Source organism: Actinosynnema sp. CA-299493, from assembly GCF_050946825.1.
In the GTDB taxonomy this organism is placed as follows: domain Bacteria; phylum Actinomycetota; class Actinomycetes; order Mycobacteriales; family Pseudonocardiaceae; genus Actinosynnema.
Window position 1 is genome coordinate 2,384,953 of the sequence record NZ_CP191993.1, and the last position, 20,543, is coordinate 2,405,495.

The window sequence follows — 20,543 nt, forward strand, 5'->3', positions numbered from 1 at the left end:
GGGGAAGAAGCACAGCGGTGGCCGACGCTGTCAGAGTCGCCGGATGACGCATGCGGTGGTGTTGGGCGCGAGCATGGGCGGGCTGTTGGCAGCGCGCGCGTTGGTCGGCTCCTACGACCGGATCACGGTGGTCGACCGCGACCCGCTGTCCGAGGACGTCGTGCACCGGCGCGGTGTGCCGCAGGCCAAGCACTTCCACACGATCCTGCTGCGCGGCGGGCAGGCGCTCGACGGGATGTTCCCCGGCCTGACCGACGAGCTGGTCGCCGCGGGCGCGTTGCGCGTCGGGTTCAACGTCGACGCGCGGTTCGTGCTCGCGGGGCACCCCATGGTGCGCACCGACACCGGCGCGGCCGACATCCAGACCACCCGGCCCATGCTGGAGGGCGCGGTCCGGGCGAAGGTCGCGCAGCACCCCGGCGTGCGGCTCCTGCCGGGCCACGACGTGGTCGGCCCGGTGTTCGAGGGCGGCCGGGTGGTCGGCGTCAAGGTGGCCCGGGACGGCGCGGAGGAGGTGCTGGCCGCCGACCTCGTGATCGACGCGATGGGCCGCTCCGGTCGGGCACGGGCCTGGTTGGCGTCCTTGGGCTTGCCGACGCCCGCCGAGGACCGCATCGACGTCGACATGATGTACGCGAGCCGGCTGGTGCGCCCGCCCGTGCCGTTCCCGGACAAGCTGGTGCTCGTCGGCCCGGTGCCCGGCCGGCCGACCGGGTTCGCGTTCGCCGCGCAGGAGCACGGCCAGTGGATGGTCACCCAGGTCGGCATGGCGGGCGACCACCCGCCCACCGACGAGTCGGGCTTCCTGGCGTTCCTCAAGCGGTCCGCGCCACCGGACGTGCAGGACGCCGTCGCCGCCTCCGAACCGCTCACCGAGATCCGCACGCACCGGTTCCCGGCCAGCCTGCGCCGCCGGTACGAGCGGCTGCGGCAGTTCCCGGCCGGCCTGTTGGTCTTCGGTGACGCGATGTGCAGCTTCAACCCGATCTACGGCCAGGGCATGACCGTCGCGGCGATGGAGGCCGAAGCGCTGCGGAAGTGCCTCCAGGACGGCGAGGCCGACCTGGCGGGGCGGTTCTTCCGCGCGGCGGCCCGGATCATCGACCCGGTGTGGCAGCTCAACGCGCTCGGCGACCTGGCGCTGCCGGAGATCACCGGCCACCGCTCGCTGTCCACCAAGGCGCTGAACCGGTACGTCGCCCGGCTGCAACGCGTCGCCACGCACGACCCCGTGGCCGCCACCGCGTTCATCCGCACCATCGGGCTGCTCCAGCCGCCGTCGTCGATCCTGCGCCCGGACGTGCTGGCGCGCGTCGTGATCGGGGGTGTGCGCCGCGGCTGAGCCCGGGTCACCGGCGCGGCTACCTTGGGCACCATGCTGCTGCCGTTCGCGATGTTCGCGGTGAGCGCGGTCTACGTGATCGCGGGTGTGATCAGCCGCCGCGCGCAGCCGCGCAACCGGATCGGGCTGCTGTTCGTGCTCGTCGGGGTGGGCTGGCTGCTCGACTACCTCGTCGGCGACGGTTCGATGCTGCTGATGCTGGCGGCCAAGGGGTGGCCCTCGCTGCTCGGGCACGCGCTGGTCGCGTTCCCGACGGGCAGGCTGCGCACCCTGCCGCGCCGGCTGGTCGTCGGCGCCGGGTACGCCGAGAGCGTGGTGCTCACCGTGGCCGCGGAGTACCAGCGCCAGCCGTGGGCCGCCGGGATCGGCGAGTCCGAGACGATGATGACCGGTGCCGTCGGCATCTCCATGCTGGTGCTGCAACTGCACCGCTGGCGGTGCAGCAGCATCGCGCAGCGGCGGACCCTGACCGCGATGCTCGGCGCGACCGCGGTGGCGATCCTCGCGTTCGTGGTGTGGGAGCCGGTGGAACGCGCGGGCCTCGAACCGCCGTACGTGGTGCTGACGCTGGCGTTGAGCGGCATCCCGTTCGCCTACCTGGCCGGGTTGCTGCGCCGCCGGATGGACCGCGGCGAGGTGGCCGACCTGGTGGTGCGGCTCAGCGGCGACAACCGGCGCGACGGCGTGCAGGAGGCGCTGGCCGCCACCCTGCACGACCCGGGCCTGCGGGTGGCGTACTGGGTGGCCGAGCAGGAGCGGTACGTGGACGTGGACGGGGAGCCGGTCGCGCCGGACTCCGCGCACACCAGGGTGGACCGGGGCGGCACGCCGGTCGCCGTGCTGCTGCACGACCCGGTGCTGGACCTGGAACTCGTGGACGCCGCGTGCGCCGCCGTCGGCCTGGCGCTGGAGAACGAACGGCTCACCGCCGAGCTGCGGGCCAAGGTCCGGCAGCTTGCCGAGTCGCGCGCGAAGGTGCTGCGGACGGCCGAGGACGAGCGCCGCCGGTTGGAGCGCGACCTGCACGACGGCGTCCAGCAGCGGCTGCTGTCGGCGGTGATGACGCTGGGGCTGGCCGAGACCGTGCCGCCGGAACGCGCCAGGGCGCTCGCCGCCGAGGCCAAGCAGGCGGTGCTGGCGACCATCGACGACGTGCGCGCGGTGTGCCACGGCATCCACCCGCCGGTGCTGACCGAACGCGGCCTGCACGGCGCGGTGCGCGAGCTGGCCGCGTTGGCCGAACCGCGGGTCGACCTGACGCTCGACCTGCCGGACACGGTCCCGCCGCTGGTGGAGACGACCGCGTACTACGTTGTCGCCGAGGCGCTGGCGAACGTCACCAAGCACGCCGAGGCGTCCCGGACCAAGGTCGTGATCAGCGGCGGGGACGGTCGGCTGGTGGTGGAGGTCGACGACGACGGGCGCGGGGGAGCGGACCCGGTGCGCGGCTCGGGGCTGCGCGGCCTGGGCGAACGGGTGGAAGCGAACGGGGGCACGATGCGGGTGGTCAGCGCGGCGGCGACGGGCACGAGCCTGCGGGTGGTGCTGCCGTGCGGGTCGTGATCGCGGAGGACTCGACGTTGCTGCGCGAGGGGTTGACGCGGCTGCTCGCCGAGGCCGGGTTCGACGTGGTGGCGGCGGTCGAGGACGCGCCGGCGCTGATGGCGGCGGTGGCCGGGCACCGGCCCGACGTGGCCGTCGTGGACATCCGGATGCCGCCGACGCACACCGACGAAGGGCTGCGCGCGGCGGTGGCGCTGCGCCGCCAGTACCCCGCGACGGGTGTGCTCGTGCTGTCGCAGTACGTCCGGGTGAGCTACGCGGCCGAGCTGCTGGACGCGGGCGCGGACGGCGTCGGCTACCTGCTCAAGGACCGGGTGTCGGACCTGGCCGAGTTCGCCGCCGCGATCCGGCGCGTGGGCGCGGGCGGCTCGGCGTTCGACCCGGAGGTGGTGAGCAGGTTGCTGGTGCGGCGGCGCGACGACAGCGACGACCGGCTCACCGACCGGGAACGGGCGGTGCTCGCGCTGATGGCGGAAGGGCGCACCAACCAGGCCATCGCGCGGCGGCTGTTCATCGCGGAGCGGACCGTGGAGAAGCACTGCACCAGCATCTTCACCAAGCTGGAGCTGACCGCGAGCCCGCACGACCACCGCCGCGTGCTCGCCGTCCTGCGCTACCTCAACGCCTGAGAGGTGCGGTTAACCGCACCACGCGGTGGGGGTGGCACGATTCCGGGGAGGTGCCCGGCGCGGGCAGGCTCGTCCCATGACACCGGGGCGCGAAGCAGCAGTTGACGACTCGGCGGGGAGCCCGGCGACGAGCCGTCGTTCCCGCGCCGACTACCGCACGGACCTGATCACGGTGCTGCTCGGCACCTGGTTCTCGATCGGGTTGTTCCTCGACGCGTGGGCGCACTCCAACGTGCCCGAGCTGGAGTCGTTCTTCACGCCGTGGCACGCGGTGTTCTACTCGGGCTTCGCCGCGACCGGCGCGTGGATCCTCTGGGTGCTGTGGCGCAACCACCAGCAGGGGCTGCGCGGGCTGGACGCGGTGCCGATCGGCTACGGCCCGGCGGTGATCGCGCTGCCGCTGTTCGCCGCGGCGGGCGTCGGCGACTACCTGTGGCACACGTTCATCGGCGTCGAGCAGGGCATCGACATCCTGTTCAGCCCGACCCACCTGGCGCTGATCACGTCGATGGTGCTGATCCTCACCGCGCCGCTGCGCGCGCTGTGGAGCGACCCGGACGTGGTGAGCCCGTCCCTGCGGCGGTTCCTGCCTGCCGGGCTGGCGCTGGCGTTCACCACCTCGCTGGTGCTGCTGTTCGCCGGGTACGCCGACGCGACCGTGTTCACCGGCGAACAGGTGATCAGGGCGTTCAGCTTCGAGAAGGGCGCCAACGGCACCGGCCGGGCGGCCGAGCTCGCCGCCTCGATCGTGGTCACCAACCTGATCATGATCCTGCCGCTGCTGCTGGCCGTGCGCCGGTTCCGGCTGCCGTTCGGCACGGCGACCCTGCTGGCCTTCGTGGTGATGCTGCTGAGCACCGCCGTGGCCGACTACGAGAACATCAGCACCGCGATCGGGTTCGTCGTGTCCGGTGTCGTGATCGACGTGCTGCTGCTCAAGCTGAACCCGTCGGAGGGCCGGGTCAAGGAGTACCGGATCTTCGCCGGCGCGGCGTCGTTCGCCACGTGGGCGGTGTTCTTCGCGGCGGCGATCATCGACCAGGGCACGACGCCGAGCGTCACCGAGATGTGGACCGGGGCGCCGGTCATGGCCGCGCTGCACGGTGTGCTGATGGCGGTGGTGCTCGTGCCGACCGCCCGCCGGTGAGGGCGCTGCTCCTGGCCCTCGTCCTGCTGGTCACCGCCGCCGGCCCGGCCCACGCGCACGCGGGCGGCCTCACGCCGCAGGACCACCTGAGCCGGGTGACCGGGATCGAACCGCCGCTGCCCGGCGTCACCGCGACGATGGTCAACCACGGCACGCAGTTGGAGATCCGCAACGGGGGCGTCGCCGCGGTCACCGTCGGGGGAGCCGACGACCGGACCGCGGCGGCCGGCCACGTGATCGGGCCGGGCGAGACCTACCGCTTCCGCGACGAGCGCACGACCGCGTCGCGGTGGGAGGTGCCGCTCGACCGGTCGGTGGTCAAGGGCCGGGTGGACGTCGTACCGGGGCCGAACCCGTGGTGGTGGCTGCTGATCACGGTCGCGCTCGCCCTCGGCGGCTACCTCCTGGGCCGCAGGCGGGAACTGCTCGCCGCCGGCGTCGTCGTGGTGACGGCCGCGCACGTGTGGCACGCGGTCGGCTCGACGCTCGCCGTGACGGGCGGGTCGTTCGTGCCGCTGCTGCTCGGCGCGAGCGGTGTCGGCCTGGTGGCGTGGCCGCTGGGCGCGGTCGCCGTGGTGGCGGCGGCGCGGCGCAGGCCCGCGGCGGCGTTCGTGGCGGCCGTCGTGGGCGCGATGGTGGTGGTGGCGGGGATACCGGACTTCGACAGCTTCCGGTTCTCCCAGCTGCCGTTCGCCGGTCCGGCCGACCTGGACCGGCTGCTCGTGGCCCTCACCCTGGGCGGCGGGCTCGGCCTCGCCGCCGGCGGGTTCGACTACTTGAGAAGGACTGGTCCCACCACATGAAGACCGTTCACGCGCTGGTGCTCGCGCTGCTCGTGCTGGCGGGCTGCTCGTCCGGACCCGAGACCGGACCCGAGACCGGGCCCGAGACCGCGCCGCCCGCCGTCGACCCGCTGGTGCTCGCCCTGTCGGTGGACCAGGCGTCGCCGCGGACGGTGGAGGCGGTGCGCGGTCAGGTCGTCGAGCTGACCGTCACCAGCGAGGAGCCGGTGGACGTGCACGTGCACGGCGTCGACGTGCTGGCCAAGGCGGAGCGGGGGAAACCGGCCGTGCTGGCGTTCACCGCGACGCGGACCGGCACGTTCGACGTGGAGGCGCACCCCGACACGCTGCTCGTGCGGCTGGTCGTGCGGTGACGGTCCTCGCGCACGGGGTCGGCGCCCGGCACGACCTGCCGCTCCCGCTGGACCTGGTGCTCCAGGGCGCGGCGGTCGCGCTGCTGGCCTCGTTCCTGGCGCTGGGCCTGCTGTGGACGACGCCGCGGTTCGACGCCGCGGAGCCGAGACCCGAGCGCGACCGGTGGCCGGTGCGGCTGCTGGTCGCGCTCGGGCTGGTGCTCGTGCCCGCGCCGGCGTGGCCGCACCTGGTGTTCGTGCTGCTGTGGGTGGGCGTGCCGGTGCTGTCGGTGCTGCTGGGCCCGGTGTGGCGGGTGGTCAACCCGCTGCGCCTGGCCACCCGCGTCACGCTCGGCCGCGCGTACCCCGAACGGCTCGGCCACTGGCCCGCCGCGCTCGGCCTGCTGGTGTTCACCTGGGTGGAGCTGGTCTCGCCGGCGGCGTTGCCGTGGTTCCTGGTGGTCTACGCGGTGGTGAACGTCGCCGGCGGCGTGGTGTTCGGCGGCACGTGGTTCGAGCGGGCCGACGGGTTCGAGGTGTTCTCGACGCTGCTGGGCCGGTTGTCGCCGCTGCGCGGCAACCCGTTCCGCGCGCTCGTCGCCACGCCCGTGCGGCCCGGCCTGGTCGCAGTGGTGGCGGTGCTGCTCGGGTCGACCGCGTTCGACGGCATCGGCTCCACCCCGGCCTGGGAACGCCTGTCCGTGCCGGACGCGGCGGGGCTGGTGGCGGCCGTGGCGCTGGTCGCGGGCAGCTACCTGGCGGCGTGCCGGTCGCTCGGCGGGCAGCTCGCCCACTCGATGGTGCCGATCGTCGCCGGGTACGTCGTGGCGCACTACTTCTCGCTGCTCGCCGTGGAGGGGCAGCGGGCCGTCGCGCTGCTGCTCGGCGTCACCGGCTTCACGCCCGACGACACGCTCGCCGCGCCCGCGCTGGTGGCGTCGGTGCAGCTGGGGGCGGTGCTCGCCGGGCACCTGCTGGCCGTGGTGTCCGCGCACGACCGCGCGTTGCGGCTGCTGCCGCCCGGCCGGCACCTGACCGGCCAGGTGCCGTTGCTGGCGCTGATGGTCGCCTACACCTCGGGCGGGTTGGCCCTGCTGTTCGCGGGCTGAGGGGATATTCTGGAATTTCATGACCGTCTGTCGTTATGAAAACAACTCGATTGGGCTAATCGGTTAGCTCGATTAGCTGGATTCCACCGCATTACGGCGGCTTCCGACTGGCGGCGCTGGTCGTATGGGGTGACCGTGTCACCTGACAGCTTGGGGTTTGCCGGCACTCGGATGAACGCACTTCTCACTGGATCGGGTCAATCACTAGCTTTCTCCTGAGTGAATCGGCGGATCTGTGGAATTCATCCGAGTGGGAAAGGGTGTCGATGAGCATTTACCTCACAGGTCTGCTGTGGGTCGGCGGCGCCGCCGTCGTGGCCGCCGTGCTGGCGTACTTGATCCGCAAGTACGGCGAGCTCGAAGGCCGCTCGGCGAACAACGAGTCCGCGGGCCAGGTCTTCACGATCGTGGGCGGCCTGCACGCGGTCCTGGTGGCGTTCGTGCTCATCGCCCTGTTCGACGCCTCCACCCAGGCCGGCGACTCCTCCTACCGCGAGGCGGACGGGCTGGTGGCGGCCACGTGGGCGAGCGACTCGCTGTCCCCGGAGACCGGCGCGAAGGTGCGCGAGCTGTCCCGCGACTACGCCGTCAGCGTGATCGAGGACGAGTGGCCGGGCATGACGGCGGGCACCTCGTTCGAGTCGGCCGGCTGGTCGCAGCTCGACGAGCTGCGCCGGGTCGTGGCCGAGGCGCAGACGGACGACGAGTGGCAGGTCGACCGCAAGACCGAGGCCGCGAACCAGCTCTGGCAGGTGTACCAGGCCCGGCAGGAGCGGCTGGACGCGGCGGGCGGCGGCGTCAGCTCGGTGGTCTGGTTCGTGCTGATCGCGGGCAGCGTGCTGGCCGTGTGCCTGCCGCTGCTGTTCGGCGGGGCGCGCATCCGCACGCACGTGCTCATCGTGGCGACCCTCGCCGCGACCATCACGCTGCTGCTGTACGCGATCTACCAGCTGCAGAACCCGTTCGGCGGTGGCGCCGGGGTGAGTCCCGCGGCGTTCGAGGCCGCCGTGGAGCGATTCGGATGATCGAGGCGTTCGCGCAGGTCGTGTGCACCGTCATCCAGGTCGAGGCGGGGGCCCACGGTCCGTCGACCGTCTTCCGGGTGCGGCTGCCGTCCGGCGAGACGACCGCGCTGAACGCGCTCGACGTGCGGCTGAACGCCATCGGCTTCTCGGCCGGGCAGAACCTCGTGTACGGCCTGGACGACCGCGGCAGGCTCATCGCCCTCGACCGGACGGGCCGGGTGGTCGGCGAGCCGACGCCGCCGTCGTCCTCGCTGCGGCTCGCGACCGCGGGCGTGGTGGTGGACGAGCGGTTGGTCGTGCGAACCGGGTCGTGGCTGCGCTCGGTCGACATCGACCCGGGCAGCCCCACGTTCGGGCATGTCCTGCACGAGGTGCTGCTGTGGCCGTGGAAGGGGGTGACGGTCGACGACTTCGACGTCAACCCGGACGACGGCCTGCTCTACGGCGTCGCCACGTACGAGCACGGCCACGGCGTGGTGGTCACCATCGACCCGCGCACCGGCAAGACGAAGCCCGTGCCCGGCGCGGGCAAGCTGCCTGGTGGCAGCGGTTACGGCGCGGTGACCCTGGCCCCGGACGGCGCGCTGTACGCCACGAACAACAGCCACGGCGGCCGGAGCACGTTGTGGCGGGTGGCGCTGGACGGCTCGGGCGTGGTCACGGAGATCTCGTCCAGGACGGCCCTGCACACCATCGACTCGTCGGGCTGCCTGACCACCATCCCGATCCCGACGACGACCACGACACCGCCCACGACGACCACGACCACGCCGCCCACCACGACGACGACCACACCGCCCACGACCACCACCACCACCACCACGACCGCACCGCCCACGACGAGGACCACCATCCCGCCGACGACCACCACGACCACGACCACCACCACGACCCCGCCGACCACCACCACGACCATCGCCCTGACGACGACCACCACGGTCCCGCCCGCGCCCGCGGCGCCGCCGTACATCCCGCCGCCGGAGAACCCACCGCCCCCACCGCCGAACACACCGCCGCCGCCACCTCCGCCGCCCCCACCGCCGGCCGACATCGAAGTGCCGGACCGGCGGGTGGAGACGTTGGCGCCCACCAGCAACGTCGTCCGCGACCAACGGCGCTGGGGCCTGGTCGCGATCATCCTGATCCTGGCCGCGGGCGCGCTCGCCCGCCAGGCCGCGAGCAGGCGGCGGTAGGTCAGACGGCCAGCATCCGGCGCACCTCCTCGTCGTGCAGCTCCTCCGTCGCGCCCGCGTGCACGACCTCGCCCGCGTCCAGCACCACGAAGCTGTCGGCCAGCCGCAACGCGAAGTCCAGGTACTGCTCCACCAGCAGCACGGTCACCCCCGCCTCCCGGTGCAGCCGCTCGATCGCCGCCTCGATCTCGTCGATGACGGACGGCTGGACGCCTTCCGTCGGCTCGTCGAGCAGCAGCAGCCGGGGCCGGGTGATCAACGCCCGGGCGATGGCCAGCTGCTGCCGCTGACCACCGGACAGGAAACCGGCCGGACGTTTGAGGAACTCCCGCAACGCCGGGAACACGTCCAGCGCCTCGTCCACCGCCGCCGGGTCGCGGTGGCCGGTGGCCTCCAGCGTCACCCGCAGGTTCTCCCAGACGGTCAGCTGCGGGAACGAGACGTGGCCCTGCGGCACGTACGCCATGCCCGCGCGCACCCGCAGGTGCGTCGGCAGCCGCGTGATGTCCTGCCCGTCGAAGGTGATCCGGCCGGCCGTGGGCGTGAGCGTGCCCATCACGGTTTTCAGCAACGTCGTCTTGCCGACCCCGTTGCGGCCCATCACGCACACCAGCGACCCGGCGGGCACCTCCAGCCCCACGCCGAACAGCACCCGTGCCCGCCCGTAGGCGGCGTCCACCTCGGACACCGACAGCATCACGTCACCGCCTTCCCCTTGGCCCGACCCAGGTACACCTCGCGCACCCGCGGGTCCTCCTGCACCTCGGTGACCGAACCCTCGCGCAGCACGTGGCCCTGGTGCAGCACGGTGACCTTGCGCGCGTACTTGCGCAGGAACTCCATGTCGTGCTCCACCACGACCACCGTGTGCGTCGACGCGATCCGGTGCAGCAGCTCACCGGTCCGCTCCCGCTCCGACCGGCTCATGCCCGCCACCGGCTCGTCCAGCAGCAGCAGCTTCGGCCCCTGCACCAGCAGCATCCCGATCTCCAGCCACTGCCGCTGCCCGTGCGAGAGCACACCGGCGGGCCGGTCGGCCACCGCGGTCAGCTCCGCCGTCTCCAACGCCGAGGCCACCGCGTCGGACACGCCGCGCCGCCGTCGCAGCAACGACCGCAGCGGCAGCCGGAAGCTGTCCGCGAGGTCGAGGTTCTCCACCACGGTCAGCTCCTCGAACACGGTGGCGGTCTGGAACGTGCGGCCGACGCCCATCCGCACGATCCGGTGCTCCCGCCGGCCCACCAGTTCCTGGCCGCCGAACCGCACGCTGCCCGCCGCCGGCTTGGTCAGCCCGGTGACCACGTCGATCAACGTCGTCTTGCCCGCGCCGTTCGGCCCGATCAGGAACCGCAGCTCGCCCTCCTCGACGGTGAGGTCCAGACCGTCGATCGCCGCGAAGCCGTCGAACACCACGCGCAGGCCGCGCACCTCCAGCAACGCCGTCACGCCGCCACCTCCACCGGAGCCGGAACGGCGCCCTTGCGGGACGACCACCGGTACCGCAGCGACTCCACGACACCGGCCAGGCCCTTGGGCGCGAACACCAGCACCAGCACGAACAGCCCGCCTTGCAGGTACAGCCAGCCCTCGGCGAAGTCCTCGCTGAACAGCGTCTTGGCGTAGTTGACCGCGATGGCCCCGGCGATGGCGCCGGCCAGCACGAACCGCCCGCCGACCGCGACGCCGACCAGCAGCTCCAGCGACGGCACGATGCCGAGCAGCGCGGGGGAGATGATGCCGACCACGGGCACGAACAACGCGCCCGCCAGCCCCGCCATCACCGCCGAGACGGTGAACGTGATCGTCTTGACCACGGCCGGGTCGTAGCCGAGGAACCGCACCCGGTCCTCGCCGTCGCGCACGGCCACCAGCAGCCGCCCGAAGCGGCTGCGCACCAGCAGCTTCGCCACCAGGAACGTCGCCCCCAGCACGAGCGCCGTGATCGCGTACACCGCCCGCTGCCCGTTCGGGTCGGTGAGGTCCAGCCCGAAGAACCGGCTGAAGTTCGTCATCCCGTTCGTGCCGCCGGTCAGCCCCTGCTGCCCGATCAGCAGGATCACGAACGCCGCCGCCAACGCCTGGGACAGGATCGCGAAGTACGCGCCGCGCACCCGTTGCCGGAACACCAGCAGCCCCAGCAGGAACGCCAGCAGCCCGGGCACCAGCACCACCGCCGCCAGCGCGAACACCGGGTTGCCGAACGGCTTCCACAGCGCGGGCAGCTCCTCGACCCCGCTCCACACCATGAAGTCGGGCAGCCCGGCCGACCCGGCTTCCTCCAGCTTCAGGTACATGGCCATCGCGTAGCCGCCCAGGCCGAAGAACACGCCCTGCCCGAGCGTCAGCATCCCGCCCCGGCCCCAGGCCAGCGCGATGCCGACCGCGACGATCGCGAAGCACAGGTACTTCGCCAGCAGCCCGAGCCGGAACGGCGAGAGCGCCAGCGGGGCCAAGGCCAACAACACCACGCACGCCACGAGGGAGATGCGACCCAACGTCATACCAACGCCCTCCCCTTCAGCACGAACATGCCCTGCGGCCGGACCTGGAGGAACGCGATGATCGCCACGAACACCAGCACCTTGGCCAGGCTCGCGTCCGTCCAGAACTCCAGGTAGCTGTTGAGGAACCCGAGCGCGAGCGCCGCCAGCACCGCGCCGCGCAACTGGCCCAGCCCGCCCGCGACCACGACCAGGAACGCGTCCACGATGTAGAAGGTGCCCAAGCTCGGGCCGACCGGTCCGACGAGCGTCAGCGCGACGCCCGCCACCCCGGCCAGCCCCGAGCCGAGCAGGAACGTGAACCGGTCCACCCGCCCGGTGGCGATGCCGCTGTAGGCGGCCAGCTCCCGGTTCTGCACCACCGCCCGCATCCGCCGGCCAGCCGGCAGCCTGGTCAGGTACAGCCACACCCCGACCACGCACACCACGGCCAGCACGATGGTGAACACCCGGTTGTGGGGCAGCCGCACGCCGAGCACGTCGACGCCGCCCACCAACCAGCCCGGCGCGGTCACCTGCACGTTCGGCGCGCCGAAGACGTCACGCGCGAGCTGTTGCAGCACCAGGCTCACGCCCCAGGTCAACAGCAGCGTGTCCAGCGGCCGACCGTAGAACCGCCGGATCAGCGACCACTCCAGCAGCAGCCCCATCAACCCGGCCACGGCGAACGCGACCGGCAGCGCGATGAGGAACGACTGGCTGGTGAATCCCTGCAACAGGTACGCGGTGTACGCGCCCGCCATGATGAACTCGCCGTGCGCCATGTTGATCACGCCCATCTGGCCGAACGTGAACGTCAGCCCGAGCGCGATGAGCAGCAGCACCGCGGCGATGCTCAGCCCGATGGGCAGCTGGTTCGCCAATGCCCCCACGTGGTCCTCCCGTCCCTGCCGGTTGTCGGGCTCAGCTCAGGCCGCCGGCCCAGTCGTAGCTCTTCAGGTACGGGTCCGGCTTGATCGGGCCGGGGGAGGACCACACCTCCTTGATCTGGCCGTCCGCCTGCACCACGCCGATCCGCGCGGTCTTGGCGACGTGCTGGTTGTCGCCGTCGATGGTGGTGGTGCCCTCGGGCGCCTCGATCGTGATGCCGCCCGCGGCCTTCTTCACCGCCTCGACCTCCGTCGTGCCCGCCTTCTTCACCGCCTCCGCCCAGAGGTAGACCGCGTTGTAACCGGCCTCCATCGGGTCGGACGTCACCTTGTCCGCGCCGTACTTCGCCTTGAACGCCTTGACGAACGCGTCGTTCGCGGGCGTGGTGGTGGTCTGGTAGTAGTTCCACGCCACCAGGTGCCCGGCCACGTTCTCCGGCCCGATGCCCTTGACCTCTTCCTCGGCGACGCTCACCGACACCACCGGCGTGGTCTGCGGCGTGATGCCGGAACCGCGCAGCTGCTTGAAGAACGCCACGTTGCTGTCGCCGTTGAGGGTGTTGAACACCGCGTCCGGCTTCGCGTCGGCGATCTTGTTGACCAGGGTGCTGTACTCGGTGTGGCCGAGCGGCGTGTACTCCTCGCCCAGCACCTCGATGCCCTTGGCGGCGGCGTACGCCTTGATGATCTTGTTGGCGGTGCGCGGGAACACGTAGTCGCTGCCCACCAGGAACATCTTCTTCTTGCCCTGCGAGGCCAGGTAGTCCAGCGCGGGCACGATCTGCTGGTTCGTCGTCGCGCCGGTGTAGAAGATGTACGGCGAGCTCTCCAGCCCCTCGTACTGCACCGGGTACCACAGCAGCGCCTTGTTGCGCTCGAACACCGGCAGCATCGCCTTGCGGCTGGCGGAGGTCCAGCCGCCGAACACCGCGGCCACCTTGTCCTGCGAGATCAGCTTCTGCGCCTTCTCGGCGAACGTGGGCCAGTCCGACGCGCCGTCCTCGGTGACCGGGACGATCTTCTTGCCCAGCACCCCGCCCTTGGCGTTGATCTCCTCGATGGCCAGCAGCTCCGCGTCGCGCACGGTCACCTCGCTGATGGCCATCGTGCCGCTCAACGAGTGCAGGACGCCGACCTTGATCTCGTCACCGGAAGCGCCCGCGCCGCCACCGGGCTCGTCGACGCAGGCCGTCGCGAGGAGGGCGGGCAGCAGGAGGGCGAGCAGACCGCGGCTGAGGGTTCTGGAACGCACCGGCGGCTCCTTTCGGGCTGGTGGAACCGAGAAGGTATGAACCGCGTGTTGCGTGCCGGGCGCGCGAGGTTACGTTCCCGTGGCCAAGTGCGCACGGTATGCACTTGTGACCTACCGGGTTCACCATCCGCTGTCGCGGTGTCATCCGTTCGGCCGCCGCCATCGTCCGAAGGTGCGACACGGCCGGGCACCTTCGGCCGACGATCGCAGACCGCCCCTCGTCCTACGTTCGGTTCGGGAGCCGTTCGGGAGCAGTTCGGGGAGGAGGGTCATGGGCGAGCGAATCGTGGCGCTGGACGTGCTGCGCGGTGTGGCGATCCTGGGCACGTTCGGGACCAACGTGTGGGCCTTCACGCATCCACGGGGCGTGACGGGTTTCCTGGCCGACTTCGGCTCGGGCGCGGGCGACACCGCGACGGCGTTGCTCCAGATGATCAGCAACGGCAAGTTCCTGGGCCTGCTGTCGATCATGTTCGGCATCGGCCTGGCGATCCAGCACCGCTCGGCCGAGCGGCGGGGGCGGCGGTGGCCCGGCTGGTACCTGTGGCGCTCGGCGCTGCTGCTGTTCGAGGGCCTGCTGCACTACGTGCTGGTCTTCGAGTTCGACGTGCTGATGTTCTACGCGGTGGTGTCCGTGCTGGTCGCCTACCTGGTGGGGCGCGGCGGTCGGGTCCAGGTCGGCTGGATGGTGGCGATGGGCGCGCTGAACGTGGCGGTCGTCGGCCTGATCACGGCAGCCCTGCTCACCGGCGGCACGACGGTCGGCGATCCCGGGTTCGTGGTGGCCACCGACAGCTGGTGGGACGGCGTGCGGGCGCGGGTCGAGCACTTCGCGGTCTTCCGGGCCGAGGGGTTCCTGGTGCTGCCGCTGAGCGCCCTGCTGTTCCTGGCCGGCGCGCGGCTGTTCCGGGCGGGCGCGTTGGAGAGCTCCGCGCGCGGCACGAGGATCCGCCGGCGGTTGATGGTGGGGGGCCTCGGTGTCGGCGTGCCGGCGAACGTCGCCACCACGCTGGCCGGCGCGGACTGGTTCGCCGTCGACCGGTACGTGTGCGCGCCGCTGGTCGCGTTCGGGCTGCTCGGCGGGATCGCCGAGGTGGTCGGCCGGCTGCGGGCCGAGGCGGGGCCGGTGCGGCGGGGCCTCACGGCGGTCGGCCGGTCGGCGTTGAGCTGCTACGTCGGCCAGAACGTGATCGCGTCCGCGCTCTGCTTCGAGTGGGGCCTGGGCCTGGCGCGCCGCTGGGGTCACCTCGGCCCGTGGTTCACCGGTGGCGTGTGGCTGGCGGTCGCCGTGCTGCTGCTGGTGGGCGCGTCGTGGTGGATGGGGCGGTTCGAGCGCGGCCCCGTGGAGACGGTGTGGGACTGGGCCTACCGGGCGCCGCGGCGACGGTCGGTCACGGCGTGATCCGGCGGCCAATACGCTGGCGGTATGAGTCCTCTCGACGTGGACACCAGGGTGCTGCGGTACTTCGTGGCCGTGGCCGAGCGGTTGAGCTTCACCGGCGCGGCGCGGGAGCTGTACGTGTCGCAACCCGCGTTGAGCAGGCAGATCAGGCAGTTGGAAGCGGACCTGGGCGTCGAGTTGTTCGTGCGGACCGGGCGGGAGGTCCTGCTCACGGCGGCGGGCGGCGAGTTGCTGCCGTTGGCGCGCAGGGCGCTCGTCGACTGGCGGGACGCGGTGCGGTCGACGCGGTCGGCGGCGGCGGCCGAGGCGAACGTGCTGCGGGTCGGGTTCGTCGCGTCGGGCGGCGGCAGCGTGGCGCGACGGGCCAGGGCGGTGTTCGCCGAGCAGCGGCCCGACGTGACGATCGAGCCGAAGCGGTGCGACTGGGGCGGCGAGCCGGACGCCCTGCGGCAGGGGGTGGTCGACGTGGCGTTCGTCTGGCTGCCCGCCGACACCGACGGCCTGCGCACCCACCCGGTGGCGACCGAGGCGCGTTGCGTCGCCCTGGCCCGCGACCACCCGTTGGCTGCACGGGAGTCGGTGGGCATCGCGGACCTGCGCGACGAGCCGTTGATGTGGACGCGCAAGGCGTCGAAGGCGTGGGTCGACTGGTGGGCCGTCAACCCGCGCCCGGACGGCGGGGAACCCGTGTGGGGACCGGAGAACGACAACGTGGACGAGATGCTGGAGCACGTCGCGGCCGGTGCGGCGGTGTGCCTGGGGCCGGAGTCGATGGCGGCGTACTACGCGCACCCCGACCTGGCGTGGCGCCCGGTGACCGACATCGAACCGCTGCGGATCGTGGTCGCGTGGACCTCGGGGGCCACCCGGCCGGTGGTGCGCGCGTTCGTGGAAGCCACCGTGCGGCTGGTCGATCGGTAGCCGGCCGCGTCGAAACACTGTTATCGTCCCGTCGAGGACTTGGGGGGTGCCGTGGTTTCCCAGCAGTGGCCGGTGGTGCGGGGCGTGCTGTCCGACGTGACGGGGCGGTTCGCGGACCTCGTCGCCGCGTCCGACCCGAGGGCGCTCGCCACCCCCGACTGGACGGTGGCGGACACGGCGGCGCACGTCGTCGCCATCGCCTCGATCTACACCACGTTGCTGGCGCCGGACGGCGCCGAGGTGGCCGACCCGGAGCTGGCCGCGCGCATCCCCACCGTCACGGTGGACACCGTCGCCGACCTGAACGACCTGGCGCTGCGGCGGTTCACCGAGCGCGACCCCGCCGCCCTGGCCGCGATGCTGCGCTCGATGGTGGCCACGATCCTGGACCTGACGGCGGGGACCGACCCGGAGCGGACCGTGCCGTGGCTGGGCGCGTCCAAGGTGCCGATCGCGGGCGTGCTGGCCCACCTCGTCAACGAACTGCTCGTCCACGGCCGGGACATCGCCCGCGGTGTCGACGCGCCGTGGTCCATCCCGCCGGGTGAGGCCGCGCTGTTCTTCGAGCTGTTCATCGTCGGCATGATGCGCAACGACGTCGGCGTCGTGCTCGACGGCGGACCGCCCAGCGACCGCCGCGTCGCCGTGGCCTTCCGCTCCCGCCACACGACACCGGTCACGCTCGTCCTGCACCGGGGCCGGGTGTCGGTCGGCGAGCCGGGCGACCCGGTCGACGTGCGCCTGACCTTCGACCCGGCCGTGCTGAACCTGGTGCTGTTCGGCCGCGTCAGCCGGGCCCGGGCCGCCTTGACGGGCAAGCTGCGGGTCGGCGGGCGACGTCCGTGGCTGCTGCCCGCGTTCCTCCGCACCGTCCGCCTGCCGACGAACTCCGTGCCGCTGTCCGGCTGAGCCCACCCGTCCGTCAGGGTCGCGGACGCGCGGAATCCTCCACCAGACGCCGCAGCGCCTCCATCGCGGTGGTCAGGTCCGCGCGCGCTTCGCGAGAAGCCGGAGCGGGCAGCCCGGCCTGGACCAACATGATGAGCTTCGCCTCGTCCAGCGAGGTGGCACTGGAACTGCGGGCGAACCGCTCCACGACGGTGAGGTGGTGCCGCGGGTCTACCGGGTACCGGCTGATCTGCGCCCCCTCCGCCAACTCCCGCAACAGCGCGGAGCCGAACTCCCAGTCGGCGGCGTCAGGACTCGCGAAGTACTCGAACACCTCGTGCGGCATGCGGGACCAGTTCCAACCTTGCTCGTTGACGGTCCGTCGCGCGCTCTCCAGCAGGCACTGGAACAGACGGTGCAGCCCGGGGTGCTGGCGGTCCGTCCGGGCGGTGGTCAGCCACACCAGGACGAGCGCGCCCAGGTCCTCCGTGGGCCTGGCCTCGACCCACCGCAGGAGCCGGTCGAACAGATCCTCGTCCTCCAGCACTTCGGGATGGGAGCACGCGATCGCGACCAGCTCGAAGAGGGTGCCGACAGGCCCGGGAGGCGTGTCGTCGGGGTCGGTGACCAGCTGCTTCAGCGCGCGCTGCACCAAGTCGAGCGGGAGCCGCCACGATTCCCGGGACAGCGCGGCGATCAGCGCGAGCCACCCGTTGCCGCGCAGCCGCGCGCCGGCCTCGATCGAGGCGAGCATGTTCCTGAGGTCCGTGATGTCGTCGGGAAGCATTCTGGGCGCCGTGGCCGTGCCCGACAGCTGGAAGATCCAGTACGCGAGTTGCTCCAGCAGCCCTTGGTCCTGGGGTCGCGAGGACAACGTGGAGTCGGCGAAGACGGTCCCGGTGCGCAGGATCCCTTCGAGTTCGGGATCGCCGAGCAACTGGGCTTCGGCGGCGCGGTAGCCGATCAGGAGGTCTGACCCCGACTCGCTGAACAAGCGCCAGCCGCCGTCGACCGGATCGAGCACCAGGGTGTCGAGCAGGGTCTGCCAGCCCTCGTCGTCCAGGCCCGCCCGCCACAGGCGCACCATCGCGCGCCAGTCGGCCAACGCGTCGGTGGCGGTGGGGAACAGCCGCTCCAGCGGCACGCCGGAGTCGTCCAGGACGACGCGCAGGCACACCAGGTTCGCCGAGTAGGTGGCGACCCTGGCCACCAGGGTGGCGGGGGACGGTGCGTAGGCGCGGTGGTGGTCGTTGGTCACCCGTTCGTGGACCGCGTGGATCAACTCGTCCAGCGTGTCGAGCACGTCGCCGCGCACCTCCTGGTCGAGGGCGCGGAACAGGCCGGACGCGAACTCCAGGATCGGCTTGCGCTTGGTGAACGGCTGGTGCGAGACCAGCGCGAACAGCAAGGCGTCGTCCAACGGGCTGAAGCGCTCGAACGGGTCCGACTCCCGCAGCCCCCGTTCCGTGGCGACCTTCCCCAGCAGCGTCAACGACACCTCGGCGATCAGGTACTCGCCGAAGGTGGCGTGCAGGAACTCGATGGTGCGCCGGCCGCTACCGGCCTGCCCCTGCTTCCCCAGCTTCGCGGAGTGGATGAAGAAGAAGTCCTCGACGGTCTGGTCGGCGGGGCTGAGCGGGTCGTCGAAGCTGCCGTGCCGCGCCGCGTCCGGCCCGCGCGAGAACGCCGTCAGGTCCTGGTTCAGCTCCGCGTCGGTCACGTACTGGCGTCCCCGGTTGAACATGGCCAGCGCCGCCAGGCCGAGTTGCCGCTTGCTCCGCTTGGCCTGCTTGGCGACGTGCTGCCCGGGGCGCGGCACGGGAGTCTTGTCGCGGGCCTGCCGCAGCACGAACGAGTCGATCAGGCGCTCGTACAGCTTGGCCTGCGAGAGGTCCTCGGCGTCGAGGTCGGGGTTGTCCGCGTCGGCGGCGTAGATGGCGAGCATCAGCAGGATCAACGGCTGCCGCGCCAGGTCGCCGTGGTGCAGCAGCCGGGCCGAGTCGAGCTCGCGGAAGTCCGGTGACGAGGCGTTCGCCTCGTTCCAGGCGGCCAGCCACTTGTCGATGCGACGGTCGTCGAACTCCTCCAGCTTGACCACCGGCACACCGTGCGGGATCCGCGCCCGGTCCACCACGAGCGTCCGGGAGGTGATGACGACGGCGACCGGTCGTTCCAGGTCCGCCTCGCGCTCCTGGAAGTCCAGCACCTGCTGGAGGTAGGTCGACTGCGTCACCCCGCTGGCCTGCACCAGCTCGTCGAACCCGTCCAGCAGCACCACGCGGATGCTGTCGGCGCACTCGTCGGCGAGCCTGCCCCAGTCGACCCGCTCGGCCAGCACCTCGGTCAGCGCCGCCTCGATCTGCCGGGCCACGGTGTTCTCCGCGTAGACCTTGCGGAGCTGCACGGTGACGACCGTGTAGCCGGCGGCGGGTAATCGGGCCGCGAGCACGGTCATCAGCAACGACTTGCCCGCACCGGGGTGCCCGAGGACCAGCAGTGGCCGGACGGTGCTGTCCGGGGTCGACAGGTGCGCCGCCAGGAAGGTGTCGATGTCCTCCCGCACCTCGGCGTGCGTGCTCCACCAGTCGTCCGACGAGGGGTTCGACTCCTCGTCGTGCACGATCACCCGGTAGCCGGGTGCGACGAAGCCGCGCTCGACGGTCGGGAAGCTCGCGTTCGCCGCCGGCGTGTCGGGGTTGGTCCGCAGCAGCGGCTTGGCGAGCGCGGCCCGCGCGGCGACGCCCAGCTTGCGCCGGTAGGACCGATCCTCGCGCAGGTCTTTCGGCGCCCCCATCGACAGCAGCCGGGAGAAGCGTTCGAGCGACTCCGTCTGCACGGTCAGCAGCTCTTCGACGCGTCGGCCGCCGGCCTCGATCGCGGCGCGCGTCGCCGAGTGCTCACCGATCAACGTCCAGATCCGGAACTCCGGGACCTGCGCGGCCAGGCCGAGGTAGTGGTGGACGTACTTCTCCCGGACGTCCACGACGATCGGCTGGGTCGGATCCACGAGGGCCGCCATCGGCGGGTCCGCCAAACCGTTCAGGAAGTCCTGCACGTGGCCGGTGGCGGCGGTGAAGAACCGCGTCAGGTCGTGGTCGAGGTTCTCCTCGAAGCCCCTGGTCGCGCCAGGCATCGGCACCCGCAGGGCGGCCAGACCGGGCAGAGCGGCCACCTCCCGCGTGCCGGTCGGCTCGACGCCCAGGATCCGGGACTTCTCCCGGTCGGTGATGTCGAGGCGGTCGAAGCGCCGGCCGAGCCGGTCGCGGAAGGCGTCGAACACCGCGTTGACCGCGATCACGGTGTGCGCGGCCGACACGAGTTCCTGGCGGTTCACCCCGGTCAGCCCGGTGAGCTTGGCCGAGACGCCGTCCAGGATCCGGCGCAGGGACGTCATCGCCTCGTTCTTCGGGTCGACCAGGCCGAGCACACCGGGGCCCCCGAGCGCGCCACCGGCCAGGATCGCGCCGCCCAGCGCGATGTTCAGCGCGTCGAAGCGGGGCCGGTCGTACTCGCCGAGCAGCCGGAGCGCTCCGGCGTAGGTGAACAAGGCAGGTCGCAACAGGCTCT

Annotated in this window: 18 protein-coding genes; 12 read left to right on the forward strand and 6 right to left on the reverse strand. The window is 72.1% G+C overall.

Features of this window, described 5'->3' with window-relative positions:
* The first annotated feature begins 43 nt into the window (after nt 1-43).
* From ACQPYE_RS11470 to ACQPYE_RS11510, 9 genes are all read left to right on the forward strand, one after another.
* A complete protein-coding gene (locus ACQPYE_RS11470) occupies nt 44-1,342 on the forward strand; it encodes an FAD-dependent oxidoreductase (RefSeq protein WP_498721082.1) in 1,299 nt (432 codons plus the stop codon).
* Nucleotides 1,343-1,375: 33 nt separating this feature from the next.
* On the forward strand, nt 1,376-2,905 hold the full coding sequence (locus ACQPYE_RS11475) for a sensor histidine kinase (protein WP_498721083.1): 1,530 nt from the start codon (nt 1,376-1,378) through the stop codon (nt 2,903-2,905).
* Nucleotides 2,893-3,534: a response regulator gene (locus ACQPYE_RS11480; RefSeq protein WP_498721084.1), complete on the forward strand. Its 642-nt coding sequence runs from the start codon at nt 2,893-2,895 to the stop codon at nt 3,532-3,534. Before ACQPYE_RS11475 ends, ACQPYE_RS11480 begins: the two co-directional genes overlap by 13 nt.
* A gap of 76 nt (nt 3,535-3,610) precedes the next feature.
* Nucleotides 3,611-4,681 (forward strand): hypothetical protein, encoded by a 1,071-nt coding sequence (locus ACQPYE_RS11485; protein WP_498721085.1) that lies wholly within the window; start codon nt 3,611-3,613, stop codon nt 4,679-4,681.
* The gene (locus ACQPYE_RS11490; RefSeq protein ID WP_498721086.1) at nt 4,678-5,484 is read left to right on the forward strand and encodes a hypothetical protein; all 807 of its coding nucleotides are present in this window, start codon (nt 4,678-4,680) and stop codon (nt 5,482-5,484) included. Before ACQPYE_RS11485 ends, ACQPYE_RS11490 begins: the two co-directional genes overlap by 4 nt.
* Entirely contained in the window at nt 5,481-5,837 is a 357-nt protein-coding gene (locus tag ACQPYE_RS11495) for a hypothetical protein (protein WP_498721087.1), read from the forward strand. Before ACQPYE_RS11490 ends, ACQPYE_RS11495 begins: the two co-directional genes overlap by 4 nt.
* A complete protein-coding gene (locus ACQPYE_RS11500; RefSeq protein WP_498721088.1) occupies nt 5,834-6,925 on the forward strand; it encodes a hypothetical protein in 1,092 nt (363 codons plus the stop codon). The genes ACQPYE_RS11495 and ACQPYE_RS11500 overlap by 4 nt, the downstream gene beginning before the upstream one ends.
* 266 nt (nt 6,926-7,191) lie before the next feature.
* On the forward strand, nt 7,192-7,950 hold the full coding sequence (locus ACQPYE_RS11505) for a bestrophin-like domain (protein ID WP_498721089.1): 759 nt from the start codon (nt 7,192-7,194) through the stop codon (nt 7,948-7,950).
* Nucleotides 7,947-9,143, forward strand: coding sequence for an NHL repeat-containing protein (locus tag ACQPYE_RS11510; protein ID WP_498721090.1), 1,197 nt, complete (start codon nt 7,947-7,949; stop codon nt 9,141-9,143). The genes ACQPYE_RS11505 and ACQPYE_RS11510 overlap by 4 nt, the downstream gene beginning before the upstream one ends.
* A gap of 1 nt (nt 9,144) precedes the next feature.
* Here ACQPYE_RS11510 and urtE read toward each other — a convergent pair whose 3' ends face one another.
* From urtE to urtA, 5 genes are read right to left on the reverse strand one after another with little or no spacing between them, the layout of a single operon-like run.
* Complete coding sequence (urtE, locus tag ACQPYE_RS11515; RefSeq protein WP_498721091.1) at nt 9,145-9,840, reverse strand: urea ABC transporter ATP-binding subunit UrtE; 696 nt, start codon at nt 9,838-9,840, stop codon at nt 9,145-9,147.
* Nucleotides 9,840-10,589, reverse strand: a complete 750-nt coding sequence (urtD, locus tag ACQPYE_RS11520) for an urea ABC transporter ATP-binding protein UrtD (protein ID WP_498721092.1) — start codon at nt 10,587-10,589, stop codon at nt 9,840-9,842. The genes urtE and urtD overlap by 1 nt, the downstream gene beginning before the upstream one ends.
* A complete protein-coding gene (gene urtC, locus ACQPYE_RS11525) occupies nt 10,586-11,644 on the reverse strand; it encodes an urea ABC transporter permease subunit UrtC (protein WP_498721093.1) in 1,059 nt (352 codons plus the stop codon). Before urtC ends, urtD begins: the two co-directional genes overlap by 4 nt.
* Entirely contained in the window at nt 11,641-12,516 is an 876-nt protein-coding gene (urtB, locus tag ACQPYE_RS11530) for an urea ABC transporter permease subunit UrtB (protein WP_498721094.1), read from the reverse strand. The genes urtC and urtB overlap by 4 nt, the downstream gene beginning before the upstream one ends.
* Before the next feature lie 31 nt (nt 12,517-12,547).
* Entirely contained in the window at nt 12,548-13,765 is a 1,218-nt protein-coding gene (gene urtA / locus ACQPYE_RS11535; RefSeq protein WP_498721095.1) for an urea ABC transporter substrate-binding protein, read from the reverse strand.
* 271 nt (nt 13,766-14,036) lie between these two features.
* Between urtA and ACQPYE_RS11540 the strand changes: the two genes are divergently transcribed.
* From ACQPYE_RS11540 to ACQPYE_RS11550, 3 genes are read left to right on the forward strand one after another with little or no spacing between them, the layout of a single operon-like run.
* Complete coding sequence (locus ACQPYE_RS11540; protein WP_498721096.1) at nt 14,037-15,167, forward strand: DUF418 domain-containing protein; 1,131 nt, start codon at nt 14,037-14,039, stop codon at nt 15,165-15,167.
* Nucleotides 15,168-15,191: 24 nt separating this feature from the next.
* Entirely contained in the window at nt 15,192-16,088 is an 897-nt protein-coding gene (locus ACQPYE_RS11545) for a LysR family transcriptional regulator (RefSeq protein ID WP_498721097.1), read from the forward strand.
* Nucleotides 16,089-16,139: 51 nt separating this feature from the next.
* Nucleotides 16,140-16,997, forward strand: a complete 858-nt coding sequence (locus tag ACQPYE_RS11550) for a maleylpyruvate isomerase family mycothiol-dependent enzyme (RefSeq protein WP_498721098.1) — start codon at nt 16,140-16,142, stop codon at nt 16,995-16,997.
* A 13-nt stretch (nt 16,998-17,010) separates the two neighbouring features.
* On the opposite strand, the gene ACQPYE_RS11555 is transcribed toward ACQPYE_RS11550, so the two are convergent.
* Nucleotides 17,011-20,535, reverse strand: a complete 3,525-nt coding sequence (locus tag ACQPYE_RS11555) for an NACHT domain-containing protein (RefSeq protein WP_498721099.1) — start codon at nt 20,533-20,535, stop codon at nt 17,011-17,013.
* Between the last annotated feature and the right edge of the window lie 8 nt (nt 20,536-20,543).